Genomic DNA, 12,686 nt, shown 5'->3' on the forward strand with positions numbered 1-12,686 from the left:
CCGCCCGAGGCCTTACGGGAGAACGGCACGCTCTTTGCGTGGCCCCACGACAGGCAGACGTTTCAGTTCCAGATCATGTTGCTGCCGTCAGGCCCAGCCATCCAGTCAGGCAGGCCTTACCGCCGACAAGACAGCTTCAATTCCGACGTCTGTACAGATCTCGAGCGCGAGCTCCCGCGCTTCAGAGGCCGTCAGTCGCCCGGCCGTCTTCAATGCTTCGAATGAAAACTCCGGATCAACCGAAATCCTGTTCACCACTTCCTCCTGGATTCGGCGATGCAATTCGATAGCCGGACCTAGCCGAACCCTATCTTCCGCATGTATTGCACTTGAAACCTCGTGGCCGTCCAACGCCTCGTAGTAGTAAAAATTAGAGTACGTGTCGATGAAGCTCTGGGCGTTGACAGCGCCTAGTGCAAATTCTCTGACAAGCCTCGTCATCTGGATGAGTTCTGCCTCGCTATCCATGTTCCACGCACTCCTCACTCATTGCTTTACGGGAAGCCAAGGGGTTCCATCGGCATTGGTTACACCTGGCACATGGCCATGCGGCTGCTGCGCTCGGGGATCGGGATGGGTTGATGGTTTATGTCCTCCATCAATACGCACTCCAGTAGGCTGGCCGTCGGGGCCTTTCGCTTGAACGAAGCGGCCATCTGGAGATCCTTCAATTCTTCCGCCTGGAGGTGTCGGGATCGCGTTTCCCTTGGAATCGACATAGATGGTTCCAGAAGCCTTCTGCTGGCTGGCGACCTTTCGTCCTAGTTGCGCGGCCTCGTCACCGTGCTTCAACACTGCCTTTCCGGCGTCACCGGCCAATGGAATCAGACCAATTGCCGCCCCGGCAATGTTCGCAGGTGTTGGAGCTTGGATTGCCTCAACGATACCTTTGACGTCCCCCAGGACCGGCGTGAAGTCGGCAACCACTGGGAGAATCTGCTGGGCTTGCTCAGCTGTTACAGGATTGTAGAAATCCCTTGGTGCTCCCAACGCTTGACGCCCATCTGGGTCAGTAAAGCGATATGGGTTGCCGTTCGCATATCGGTATCGATTGAATTGCCCCACCGGCTGGTCATACGCCGTCACAGGGTCCACCGACAGGAACCTGCCCAACTGCGGATCCATGTATCGCTGCTGCATGTAGCTGAGCCCCGTGGCCGCATCGCTCACATGCCCCGTATATCCCGGTCCATCCGTGACCTGTCCGCTCACAACAGCGCCATAGGGCTCATAGTCGTAGCGTTTGATCACGTTGCCATTGGCATCAGATTCGGCAACGACCGAACCGAGTGCATCGGTATGGATATAGGTGACGGTCTGAGCGCGTGCAGATGGCACAAGGGTCATGCTGACCAGTAGCACACAGCAGAGCCATGCGCCCACGACACTCAGCTTCCGAAAGAAATTCTCCACTTCTCTGCGGAGAGCAAACGTGCTGCCAGCACTTCCACCGAATCTGCGCATCCTTCCAATCCCTGAAAGAGCCTTGAAGCAAGGCGTGCCATTGATAGCACAGCAATGAGAGGCCTGTGGCTGAACTGCTTCAGCAAGGCCAAAGGTGCCATGGCGGGTCGGATCGTGCGAGAAGCGCCAAGCGCCAAGGGAGTCGGGCCAGGGAGCAGTGGCGAGGCCAGTGGCGACGCGTCAGCGGAAGATGACAATGGGAAGATCGCATCTTGGCAACCGGCAGCTAGGTGTCACAGCTCCGATCGGAGAGGGGGCGCTCCTGGGGCACCGTCCTCGGCCAACTACGCCGAGGACGGTGAAGATCTCCAAATCCCATCATCCGTTCGGTGTCAAGACTGCTCCTCTCAGACGAACAGTATTGCGGTGTCTCCGGGATGTTTCACTTGAACCTGTGGAAGGATCAGGCCGCCTTTTCCAGCGTGCCCATGTCGATGACGAAGCGGTACCGCACATCGTTCTTCGCCATGCGCTCCCAGGCCTCGTTGACGGTCTTGATGTCGATCACTTCCACGTCGCTGACGATGTTGTGCTCGGCACAGAAGTCCATCATTTCCTGCGTCTCAGCCATGCCGCCGATCGCCGAGCCGGTGATGTGCTTGCGGCCGAACATCACCGAAGCGCCCATCAGCGGCGGATCCAGCTCGGTCAGCACGCCGACCAGGCACATGGTGGCATCGCGCTTGAGCAGGGACATGTACGGGTTGGTGTCGTGGCTGACCGGGATGGTGTTGAGCAGGAAGTCGAAGCTGCCCGCATGGGCCTTCATCTGCGCCGGATCACGCGAGACCAGCACTTCATCGGCGCCCAGGCGCTTGGCGTCGGCACCCTTTTCCGGGGTGGTGGTGATCATCACCACGGTGGCGCCCATCGCCTTGGCGAACTTCACGCCCATGTGGCCCAGGCCACCGAGGCCGATCACGCCGACCTTCTGGCCGGGGCCGACCTTCCAGTGGCGCAGCGGCGAATAGGTGGTGATGCCAGCGCACAGCAGCGGCGCGGCGGCCTTGAGGTCGAGCGTTTCGGACACCTTCACCACGAAGCGCTGCTCGACCACGATGTGGTCGGAGTAGCCGCCGAAGGTCGGCTGGCCGCTCTCGCGCTCGGTGCTGTTGTAGGTGAAGGTCGCGCCCTTCTCGCAGTACTGCTCCAGATCTTCATCGCAGGCCGCGCAGTGGCGGCAGGAATCGACCATGCAGCCGACGCCGGCGAAATCGCCGACCTTGAAGCCGGTGACGTTGGCGCCGACCTCGGTCACGCGGCCGATGATCTCGTGGCCGGGCACCATCGGGAACTTGGAACCACCCCAGTCGTCACGGGCCTGATGCAGATCGGAGTGGCAGATGCCACTGAAGAGAATCTCGATGCGCACGTCATCGGGACCGGCCGGGCGGCGTTCGAAGGAGAACGGCACCAGCGGCGCGGTCTGGTCGTGCACCGCATAACCATGGGCGAGGGACATGGGGGAATCCTTGGCAGGTTTGTAGAAAGGCGCTTTACAATACGCCCCGATCCCGTGCACAAAAAGTCAGGATATCGGCATGATTCATCAAGTGAAACGGGATAATCATGGCCACTGACAACCTGACCCATCTGGCCGCCTTCGCCGCCGTGGCCCGCCACCGCAGCTTCCGCAAGGCCGGGGCTGAGCTGGCGCTGTCCACCTCGGCGGTCAGTTATGCGATCCGCGCGCTGGAAGAGCGCCTGGGCGTGGGCCTGTTCCACCGCACCACCCGCAGCGTGGCCCTCACCGAAGCCGGTCAGCGCCTGCTGGAGCGCCTGCAACCCGCGCTTGGGCAGGTGCACGACGCACTGGAAGAAATGAACCACTTCCGTGCGGCACCGGCTGGCCTGTTGCGCATCAACGCCACGCGCGCCGCCGTCCAGACCCAGCTCGGCCCGCGGCTGGCGCGCTTTCTACAAGCCCACCCGGATGTGCGCCTGGAGCTGGCCCAGGATGACGGTCTGGTCGATATCGTCGCCGGCGGTTACGACGCCGGTGTGCGCCTGCACGAATCGGTCCCGGAAGACATGGTCGCGGTGCCGCTGGGACCGGCGCTGCGCGGCTTGATCGTGGGTGCGCCAGCATATCTGGCAGGGCGCGAGATACCGCGGCACCCCCGTGATCTGCATCACCATGAGTGTGTGCGGTTCCGCTTCGCCAGCGGCCATCTTTACAAGTGGCAGTTCGAACGCGATGGCCAGGCGCTGGAAATCGACGTGCCCGGGCGCCTCACGTTGGGTGACCAGAACACCATTCTGCAGGCGGTGGTGGACGGGCTGGGGCTGGCCTACGTGCTGGAGGATTCTGCGCGTCCGTATCTGGACGACGGCCGGCTGGTGGCGGTGCTGGAAGACTGGAGCGAGCCGTTCGCCGGCTTTGCGGTGTATTACCCGCGGCAGCGGCAGATGTCGTCCGCGCTGCGGGCGTTCATTGATCTGCTGCGGGGGTAACGGCCGCGGTTTACCTATGCTCCGGATGCTCGCTCTTCAAAGGCAGATGCCGCATTCTGCGCGTGCACCTCGCATCGGAGGAGATGTATCTGGCTTCGAGTGGTGCAGCTCCACGCCCTGTCCTCATCAACGGTGAAATGGATGCGTAACCGACGATTCGTGAACATTCTGGCGCTGGTCGGCGGTGCCGCCCTTGCGCTGTATGGGGTGCTGATCCTGATGATCGCAACGACGGGAGATGTTACGCAGGGCCGCACAGCACTGGCGTGTGGCGGTGCAGGACTGCTGCTTGTCGGGGCGCCATTGCTGGCCCTGCCATTCTCCAACCGAGTCTCAAAGACGCTCGCGTTGTTGGCGTTGGTCAGCTTCGCTGTGCTCGCAGGCTGGCTTGCGTTCTGGCCCCAGCCGGGCATCTCGCCTGATCCGCTCGTTCAGACCGCGGTAGTGGCATTTGCGGTGTTGGTTGCCGGCCGCATCCATCTGGCACGCCGCCGCCGACTCTCGGACCATCAGCCCTGATCAGTCCTGGCGCAGAACCTACTGCCGAAAGGGTTGGTTTTGCGGATGCTGTATACTCACCCCCAGTATAGTTAACTGGCCTTGCCCCGATGCCTCATTCCCCGCAGGAAAAAAAGCGCGTTCTCGCCCGGGTCCGTCGGATCCGTGGTCAGTGCGATGCGCTGGACCGCGCGCTGGAAGCCGGCGCCGAGTGCGGGCCGGTGCTGCAGCAGATCGCCGCGATCCGCGGTGCCGTCAACGGGCTGATGTCCGAAGTGATGGAAGCGCATCTGCGCGAAGAATTCGGGCAGCCGGCCCAATCCGATGCGCAGCGCGACGAGCGCGTGCGCGAGATGAGCATGCTGATCCGGTCCTACCTCAAATGAGTACGCGGACGACCGCGTGCTGCCACATTCTGTTCCCTGCCTTGGAGTGCTCCCCATGAAATCCCGTGCCGCTGTTGCCTTCGCCGCTGGCGAACCGCTGAAGATCGTCGAGATCGACGTCGCTCCGCCGCAGAAGGGCGAAGTGCTGGTCAAGATCACCCACACCGGCGTCTGCCACACCGATGCGTTCACCCTGTCCGGTGATGATCCGGAAGGCCTGTTCCCGGCCGTACTCGGCCATGAAGGCGCGGGCATCGTGGTCGAAGTGGGCGAGGGCGTCACCAGCGTCAAGCCGGGCGACCACGTGATTCCGCTGTACACCGCCGAGTGCGGCGAGTGCCTGTTCTGTACCTCGGGCAAGACCAACCTGTGCGTGGCCGTGCGCGCCACCCAGGGCAAGGGCGTGATGCCCGATGGCACCACCCGCTTCAGCTACAACGGCGAGCCGATCTACCACTACATGGGCTGCTCCACCTTCAGCGAGTACACCGTGGTGGCTGAAGTGTCGCTGGCCAAGATCAACCCGGAGGCCAACCCGGAACACGTGTGTCTGCTCGGCTGCGGCGTCACCACCGGCATCGGTGCGGTGCACAACACCGCCAAGGTGCAGGAAGGCGATTCGGTCGCGGTGTTCGGGCTGGGCGGCATCGGCCTGGCGGTCATCCAGGGTGCGCGCCAGGCCAAGGCCGGCCGCATCTTCGCGATCGATACCAACCCCTCCAAGTTCGAGTTGGCCAAGCAGTTCGGCGCGACCGACTGCATCAATCCCAAGGATCATGACAAGCCGATCCAGCAGGTGATCGTGGAGATGACCACCTGGGGCGTGGACCATACCTTCGAGTGCATCGGCAACGTCAACGTGATGCGTGCGGCGCTGGAATGCGCACACCGTGGCTGGGGCCAGTCGGTGGTGATCGGTGTAGCCGGCTCGGGCCAGGAAATCTCGACCCGTCCGTTCCAGTTGGTCACCGGGCGCTCCTGGAAGGGCACCGCCTTCGGTGGCGTCAAGGGCCGCAGCCAGCTGCCGGGCATGGTCGAAGACGCCATGAAGGGCGACATCGAGCTGGCCCCGTTCGTGACCCACACGATGGGCCTGGACGAGATCAACGACGCGTTCGATCTGATGCACGAAGGCAAGTCGATCCGCTCGGTCGTGCATTTCTGAGCCATTACGGGCGGCGCGCGGTCCGCGCCGCCCCTACGGAGAATCACCATGGAACGCATCGAACATCGCGCCGCGTCCGGCGGTTGGCAGGACGTGTACCGCCACACCTCGCAGGTGCTGGGCTGCGACATGAATGTCGCCGTGTATCTGCCGCCGCAGGCCGCCACGCAGAAGCTGCCCGTGCTGTACTGGCTCAGCGGGCTGACCTGCAACGAACAGAACTTCATCACCAAGGCCGGTGCGCAGCGTTACGCCGCCGAGCATGGCGTGATCCTGGTCGCGCCGGACACCAGCCCGCGCGGCGATGACGTCGCCGATGCCGAGGGCTATGACCTGGGCAAGGGCGCCGGCTTCTATCTCAATGCTACCGAGCAGCCGTGGGCGGCGCACTACCGCATGTACGACTACGTGGTGGAGGAGCTGCCAGCGTTGATCGAGGCGCATTTTCCGACAACGGGTGCGCGCAGCATCAGTGGCCACTCGATGGGCGGCCATGGCGCGCTGGTGATCGCGTTGAAGAACCCGGGTCGCTACAAAAGCGTCTCGGCGTTCTCGCCGATCGTCGCGCCGACCCGCGTGCCGTGGGGGCAGAAGGCCTTCACTGCCTACCTGGGTGAGGACCGCGCCAGTTGGGCGGCGTGGGATGCCAGCGAGCTGGTCGCCGCCGCGACCGAACGCCTGCCGTTGCTGGTGGACCAGGGCGGTGGTGATGAGTTCCTCGACACCCAGCTGCAGCCGCAGTGGTTGCAGGCGGCCTGCACGGCGGCCGGTCATCCGCTGACGCTGCGCCTGCAGCCCGGTTACGACCACAGCTATTACTTCATCAGCAGCTTCATCGGCGAGCACATCGCGCATCACGCCAAGGCGTTGCACGGGTGATGCCCGCCCAACGGCCACGCGGGAGCGTGGCCGTTGCGTCGCTCATTGGCGATCGTAGGAGAACTGGATGCCGGCAGTGCCGCCCGTCTGGATGAAAAGATCCATGAACGCCGGCACCGTGTCCTGGCGCTGCCAATCGCGCTGCAGCTCACAGAACAGCTGAGGCACGCTGATCATCCTGCCGCCGGCCTGTTCGATGCGGCGCAGTCCCGCGTCATGCGCGGCCAGGGAGGTGCCGCCAACGGCATCGACCACGACGTACACCTCGTAGCCCTCCTTCAAAGCATCCAGGGCGGGGAAGGTCAGACAGGCTTCGGTCCACAGGGCGGTCATGATCAGCTTGCGGCGCCCGGTGGCCTGCACCGCGTCGCGGAATGCGGTGTCTTCCCATGCATTGATGGTGGTGCGGTCGTAGGTGGGATGGTCGGCCAGCACCTTGCGCAGCTGCGGAATCGGCGGTTTGTTGAGGCCGCTGCGCACATTGACCGTGGAATGCACGATCGGCAGCCCGTAGGCGACGGCGGCCTTGGCGGTGCCGACGATGTTGTTGACCAGCAACTGCCGGTCCATCGAGGCGATCGAGTTCACCTGCACCGGCTGGTAGTCGATGATGATGAAGGCGGCGTTCTGCGGGGTCAGCAGGTGATCGGTGACAGGATCACGGATGGGTTCGCTTGCCATGGGAAATACTCCTGGGCATGGGGAGGCCGCTGGGCGGCCGGGGTATGGCGATGGCAACGACCATCGCCACGGAGGACAGGGGATGCGTCAATCGCGCTGCGAATCCAGCGTCGCCGGAATTACGCGTGAGCGATCTGGCCGAAGCGGCCGCTCTTGAAATCGGCGAAGGCCTGGCTGATGTCGTCCTGGCTGTTCATCACGAAGGGCCCGTAGCCCACGATCGGCTCATCGATCGGTTCGCCACTGAGCACCAGCACCGTGGCATCGCTGTTGGCCTCGATCTGCAGGGCGCTGCCATCGCGATCGAGCATCACCAGCTGCGCCTCGTGCACGGCCTGGCTGCCATTGACCTGCACGCTGCCGCGCAGCACGACCAGGGCGACATGGCGCCCCTCGGGCACCGGCAGGTGGGCGCTATGGCCCTGGAGCAGCCGCAGGTCCCACACATCCATCGGCGTGAAGGTGCGCGCGGGGCCACGCTGGCCGTCGAACTCACCGGCGATCACGCGCACGCGGCCCGCCTGGTCCGGCAACGGCACCGACGGAATCTGCGCGTTCAGCAGGGTCTGGTAGCCGGGCGCGGCCATCTTGTCCTTGGCCGGAAGATTCACCCAGAGCTGCACCATCTCCAGCGTGCCGCCGGTGCGGGTGAAGGCGTGGGAGTGGAACTCTTCATGCAGGATGCCGGAGGCGGCGGTCATCCACTGCACGTCGCCCGGGCCGATGGTGCCGCCCGCGCCGGTGGAATCGCGATGCTCCACTTCACCCTCATAGACGATGGTCACCGTCTCGAAGCCGCGGTGAGGATGCTGGCCAACGCCGCGTGGCTGCGCAGCGGGGGTGAACTTCATCGGGCCGGCATAGTCCAGCAGCAGGAAGGGGCTGACCTGCTGGCCGTGGCTGGAATAGGAGAACAGGGTCCGGGCCGGGAAGCCGTCGCCCACCCAGTGCGCCTTGGGGGCGCTGTAGATGCCGAGAATCTTCTTCATGTCGTACTCCTCCGGGGGCAGGCCCGTGTCTGATGGAAGAGATGATGTATTCAGGACGCTGGCGCCGGTAGTCAGCAGAATTTATCCTCATAGTCCTATTTGGTGAACGCTGGAGGCGGCCGTGCAGGATCTCAATGACCTCTACTATTTCGCCCAGGTGGTCGATCACGGCGGTTTCGCGCCGGCGGGGCGGGCGCTGGGGGTGCCCAAGTCGAAACTCAGCCGCCGGGTGGCGCTGCTTGAGGAGCGGCTGGGGGTGCGCTTGATCCAGCGTTCGACGCGGCACTTCTCGGTCACCGAGGTCGGCCAGACGTTCTACGCGCACTGCAAGGCGATGCTGGTGGAAGCCGAAGCCGCCCAGGAAGCGATCGAACTCACCCGCAGCGAGCCGCGCGGCATCGTCCGGGTGGCCTGCCCGGTCGCGCTGCTGGACACGCGTGTCGGCGAGATGATCGCGGCCTTCCTGGCGCAGTGCCCGGGGGTGGCGATACAGCTGGATGCCACCAACCGCCGGGTCGATCTGATTGCCGAGGGCATCGATATCGCGATCCGGGTGCGGCCACCGCCATTGCAGGACACCGAGCTGGTGATGCGGGTGCTGGCCGAGCGCAGCCAGTGCCTGGTCGCCAGCCCGGCGTTGATCGCGCGGCTGGGCCTGCCGCAGGTGCCGGCCGATCTCGCTGCGTTGCCGAGCATGGAGCTGGGCCTGCCGCAGAACGAGCACGTCTGGAATCTGTTCGGCCCGGACGGCACGCGCGCGGACATCCATCATCGGCCGCGCCTGGTCACCCGCGGCATGCTGACCCTGCGCGCGGCCGCGGTGGCCGGCGTGGGCGTGGTGCAGCTGCCGCGGATGATGGTGTGCGACCAGATTGCCGCTGGCACGCTGGTGCACGTGCTGCCCGCGTGGGCGCCACGGCGGGAGATCATCCACGCGGTATTCCCCTCACGGCGCGGACTGCTGCCCTCCGTACGCGCGCTGATCGATTTCCTGGCGGAACGTTTCCAGCAGCTCGAGGAAGAGTAGCCGACGCTGCCCGGCGCCCTGCCGCGCCCACGCCGTCAACGCGGGATGAATTGATCCCCAGGTGCCGGGCAACCTTGTATGTTGGTCGCAACGCCGCATCGGAATGGAAAGCCGCATGGTGGTCTGGCTGTCGCTGCTGTACCTGCTGTGCCATGGCATCGCGCTGGTGCTGATGCCCGCGCATGCGCTGCCGGTGTCCTATGTGTTCCTGATCGGAGCGCCCCTGCTGGCCGGGCTGGCCTGTGCGTGGCGGGGCCGCCGCAGCGCGTCGATCGTCGGCTGGGTCGCGATGGCGCTGGGCACGGGGCTGTGGGCGGCCGGCATGGCGCTGAACATGTATCAGGAGGTCGGCCGCGGCAATGCCGATGCGACGCCGGGGCTTGGCATGCTGTTGTACGTGCTGTACGGCGTGCCGCTCACATTTGCGATGGCCCATCCCCGGCAGGAGCCGTGGTATCTCAGTCTGATCGATGCGCTGCTCGCGCTGCTGCTGGGCTACCTGTTCTTCGTCTATACCTTCTCGTTCGCCACGCTCAGCGATGCGGGCGAGGACGGGATCGCACCCCTGCGGCTGATGTTCGATGTGGAGAACATTTTCATCGCCGGCTTTGCGCTGCTGCGCTGGCGGGCGAGCGAAGATCCTTCACGGCGCGTGTTCTTCCGCACGTTGTGCGTGTTCGCCTGGGTGTACCTGGGCGTTGCCGCGTACATCAACTACGTCGAGACGGAGGGCGGCTACGGCGGCCTGGTCGATCTGCTGATCGATGTCCCGTTCCTGTTGCTGGCGATCATGGCGCTGCGGCCTTCTCGACGCAGTGAAGTGCGTGTGCCGCGCGCGCTGGTGATGGCCGTGCGTGCCGGGAGCCCCTTGATCCTGGCCCTGTCGCTGGTGGTGGTGTCGGCATTGATGGTGCGTGAGCATCCCTATCTGGCCGTAGCCGGGTTTGCATTGGCTACCGTGGGGTCGGGCCTGCGCAGTGTGTTGATGCAGATGCGTTCGTTCGCGCGGCAGGACCAGCTCGATGCATTGTCGCGGATCGACAGCCTCACCGGCCTGGCCAACCGACGCCAGTTCGACCAGAGCCTGCGTGATGCGTGGGAGCAGGCGCGGCGAAGCGGGCAGGGGATCGCGTTGCTGATGGTCGATATCGACTGCTTCAAGGCGTTCAACGACCGCTTCGGGCACCCGGCCGGCGATCAATGCCTGCGCCTGGTCGCTGCAACGTTGGCGGGGTGCGCGGTGCGCAGCACGGATCTGGTTGCCCGTTATGGCGGTGAGGAATTCGCCGTGGTGGTGGCATCCACGCCGCTGGCAGGCGCTCCTGCACTGGCCGAGCGCATGCGCCGTGCAGTGGAGCAGCTGCAGTTGCCTTCCGCTGAGTCGGGACGACCGGTGACGATCAGCATCGGCGTCGGGACCGTGCCGAGGGTGTTGGACGCCGATCCTGCCGAGGTGCTGGCGGCGGCGGATGCCGCGCTGTACGCCGCCAAGCGGGGCGGGCGCAATCGGGTGGAAGCGGGCGGCGCACCGGGCTGAGCGCGATCACCGTTCGCCGCCGGGCCAAGGCACGGCCGCGGCCGATGGATGACGGCACGCCGGCGTTCGCTCAGGCATCGCCACCGCGCACTTCCACCAGCACCGGGCAGGGCGCATGGTCCACTGTCCATTGCCCGACCGAGCGGTCCAGCAGGCGTTCCAGCCGCGACAGGTGGCGATGGCCAATGACGATCAGGTCACAGCCGTGCTGGCGGGCATGGTCGCAGATCACCTGCGCCGGCTCGCCGGCCGGGTGGTGGCCGATGCCGTCGATACCGCGCTCGCGCAGGCTGTTCAGGGCGGTGGCAAGCAGCTGTTCGGCCTGGTGGACCTGGGCGTCGGCGGCCGGATACTCGGCGTGCTCGGCACGGGGTGCGTCGTCGGCCAGCGCGAAGGCGGGGTCCAGCACGCACAGCAGGTGCAACCGGGTGGAAGGCCCGGCCAGCGACCCGGCGAGGTCCAGTACCTGGGCGTGCTGTGGGCCGCCATCCAGGGCGACGAGGATCTTGGTGAACATCGGCAATCTCGGCAGAGGGGGCGCTAGGGTCGCGCACCGTTGGCGCTGGACCCATGCCGTGCGCCGCAGCGGAGCCGTGCGTTGGGCGCATCAATACCGGTTTTGGATTGCAGTAAAGTCACCGCCACACGTTGAAGGTGATACTGCCGTGACCATGCCCGATCTGAACCTGCTCATTGCCCTGGATGCCCTGATCGAGGAGGGCAGCGTCGTGGGCGCGGCGCGGCGGATGAACCTCAGTGCCCCGGCGATGAGCCGTACCCTGGGCCGCATCCGCGAGGCGATCGGCGATCCGGTGCTGGTCCGCGCCGGCCGTGGCCTGGCCCCGACCCCGCGCGCGCTGCAACTGCGTGAGCAGGTGCGCGGGGTGATCGAGCAGGCCCACCTGGTGTTCAATGCCGGCCGCGAGGTCGACATGCTGACGCTGGAGCGCACCTTCAGCATCCGCGCCAACGATGTGTTTGTCGGCACGTACGGTGGCCGCATGCGCGAGTTGTTCAAGGCGCAGGCGCCGTGCTCGGTGCTGCGGTTCGTGCCCGAGGGCGATGGGGACGACGATGCGATGGCGCAGGGCCGGATCGATCTGCACATCAGCGCTGTCAGCAAGCTGAGCGCCGATACCAAGGTGCAGAACCTGTTCAGTACCTCGTTCTTCGGTGCCGCCCACGAGGGCCACCCGATCTTCGCCGGCGAGATCACTGCCGAGCGCTTCGTGGCCTTCGACCACATCGCCGTATCGCGCCGTGGCCGGTGGTATGGCCCGATCGATGAGGACCTGGAAGCGCTGGGGCTGACCCGACGGGTCGCGCAGATCATGCCGACCTTCCACTCGGCGATCTTCGCCGCGGCCGATTCGGACCTGATCCTGCCGCAGATGCCCAGCGTGATGCTGGGCCGGCTGGAACGCCTCGGGGTACCGCTGCGCCTGTTTGAACTGCCGATTCCGGTCCGCAGCGCGATTGTCGTGCAGGCATGGCATCCCCGCCTGGACAGCGATCTGGCGCATCGCTGGCTGCGCCGCAGCATCAAGGCGATGTGCGACGCGGAGTCCACGCAGGCCTGACGCACTGCGACCCCGGCCGCCTGCAC

14 protein-coding genes are annotated in these 12,686 nt (G+C 65.2%); 8 read left to right on the forward strand and 6 right to left on the reverse strand.

What is annotated here, in order from left to right; all coding sequences use genetic code 11:
* Window positions 1-105: 105 nt before the first annotated feature.
* The 3 genes from ABE483_RS15625 to ABE483_RS15635 all read right to left on the reverse strand — a co-directional run bounded on the left by ABE483_RS15625 (window position 106) and on the right by ABE483_RS15635 (window position 2,926).
* Entirely contained in the window at window positions 106-468 is a 363-nt protein-coding gene (locus tag ABE483_RS15625) for a hypothetical protein (RefSeq protein WP_313209116.1), read from the reverse strand.
* A gap of 18 nt (window positions 469-486) precedes the next feature.
* Entirely contained in the window at window positions 487-1,347 is an 861-nt protein-coding gene (locus tag ABE483_RS15630; RefSeq protein WP_346481989.1) for an RHS repeat-associated core domain-containing protein, read from the reverse strand.
* A gap of 520 nt (window positions 1,348-1,867) precedes the next feature.
* A complete protein-coding gene (locus ABE483_RS15635; RefSeq protein WP_313209118.1) occupies window positions 1,868-2,926 on the reverse strand; it encodes an NAD(P)-dependent alcohol dehydrogenase in 1,059 nt (352 codons plus the stop codon).
* A 107-nt stretch (window positions 2,927-3,033) separates the two neighbouring features.
* Here ABE483_RS15635 and ABE483_RS15640 point away from each other — a divergent pair, with 107 nt between their 5' ends.
* The 5 genes from ABE483_RS15640 (at window position 3,034) to fghA (ending at window position 6,846) form a co-directional block, all read left to right on the forward strand.
* On the forward strand, window positions 3,034-3,918 hold the full coding sequence (locus tag ABE483_RS15640) for a LysR family transcriptional regulator (protein WP_346481990.1): 885 nt from the start codon (window positions 3,034-3,036) through the stop codon (window positions 3,916-3,918).
* A 141-nt stretch (window positions 3,919-4,059) separates the two neighbouring features.
* On the forward strand, window positions 4,060-4,437 hold the full coding sequence (locus ABE483_RS15645) for a hypothetical protein (protein WP_346481991.1): 378 nt from the start codon (window positions 4,060-4,062) through the stop codon (window positions 4,435-4,437).
* A gap of 89 nt (window positions 4,438-4,526) precedes the next feature.
* Window positions 4,527-4,802 (forward strand): metal/formaldehyde-sensitive transcriptional repressor, encoded by a 276-nt coding sequence (locus tag ABE483_RS15650; protein ID WP_019183747.1) that lies wholly within the window; start codon window positions 4,527-4,529, stop codon window positions 4,800-4,802.
* Between the two features lie 55 nt (window positions 4,803-4,857).
* A complete protein-coding gene (locus ABE483_RS15655; RefSeq protein ID WP_346481992.1) occupies window positions 4,858-5,967 on the forward strand; it encodes an S-(hydroxymethyl)glutathione dehydrogenase/class III alcohol dehydrogenase in 1,110 nt (369 codons plus the stop codon).
* Between the two features lie 48 nt (window positions 5,968-6,015).
* Window positions 6,016-6,846 (forward strand): S-formylglutathione hydrolase, encoded by an 831-nt coding sequence (gene fghA / locus ABE483_RS15660; RefSeq protein WP_319623434.1) that lies wholly within the window; start codon window positions 6,016-6,018, stop codon window positions 6,844-6,846.
* 42 nt (window positions 6,847-6,888) lie between these two features.
* Here fghA and ABE483_RS15665 read toward each other — a convergent pair whose 3' ends face one another.
* The gene (locus ABE483_RS15665) at window positions 6,889-7,527 is read right to left on the reverse strand and encodes a hydrolase (protein WP_319623435.1); all 639 of its coding nucleotides are present in this window, start codon (window positions 7,525-7,527) and stop codon (window positions 6,889-6,891) included.
* A gap of 119 nt (window positions 7,528-7,646) precedes the next feature.
* Window positions 7,647-8,516 (reverse strand): pirin family protein, encoded by an 870-nt coding sequence (locus ABE483_RS15670; RefSeq protein WP_319623436.1) that lies wholly within the window; start codon window positions 8,514-8,516, stop codon window positions 7,647-7,649.
* A gap of 121 nt (window positions 8,517-8,637) precedes the next feature.
* Between ABE483_RS15670 and ABE483_RS15675 the strand changes: the two genes are divergently transcribed.
* Together ABE483_RS15675 and ABE483_RS15680 are read left to right on the forward strand one after the other, a co-directional pair.
* Complete coding sequence (locus tag ABE483_RS15675) at window positions 8,638-9,543, forward strand: LysR family transcriptional regulator (RefSeq protein WP_319623437.1); 906 nt, start codon at window positions 8,638-8,640, stop codon at window positions 9,541-9,543.
* A 115-nt stretch (window positions 9,544-9,658) separates the two neighbouring features.
* Window positions 9,659-11,080: a diguanylate cyclase gene (locus tag ABE483_RS15680; RefSeq protein WP_346481993.1), complete on the forward strand. Its 1,422-nt coding sequence runs from the start codon at window positions 9,659-9,661 to the stop codon at window positions 11,078-11,080.
* 70 nt (window positions 11,081-11,150) lie between these two features.
* Here the strand turns inward: ABE483_RS15680 and ABE483_RS15685 are convergent, their stop codons facing one another.
* Window positions 11,151-11,597 (reverse strand): universal stress protein, encoded by a 447-nt coding sequence (locus ABE483_RS15685; RefSeq protein WP_346464302.1) that lies wholly within the window; start codon window positions 11,595-11,597, stop codon window positions 11,151-11,153.
* A gap of 148 nt (window positions 11,598-11,745) precedes the next feature.
* Here ABE483_RS15685 and ABE483_RS15690 point away from each other — a divergent pair, with 148 nt between their 5' ends.
* Complete coding sequence (locus tag ABE483_RS15690) at window positions 11,746-12,660, forward strand: LysR family transcriptional regulator (protein WP_121039741.1); 915 nt, start codon at window positions 11,746-11,748, stop codon at window positions 12,658-12,660.
* Window positions 12,661-12,686 lie beyond the last annotated feature (26 nt).

Origin of the sequence: Stenotrophomonas sp. TWI602, assembly GCF_039674045.1 — a bacterium.
Lineage (GTDB): Bacteria > Pseudomonadota > Gammaproteobacteria > Xanthomonadales > Xanthomonadaceae > Stenotrophomonas.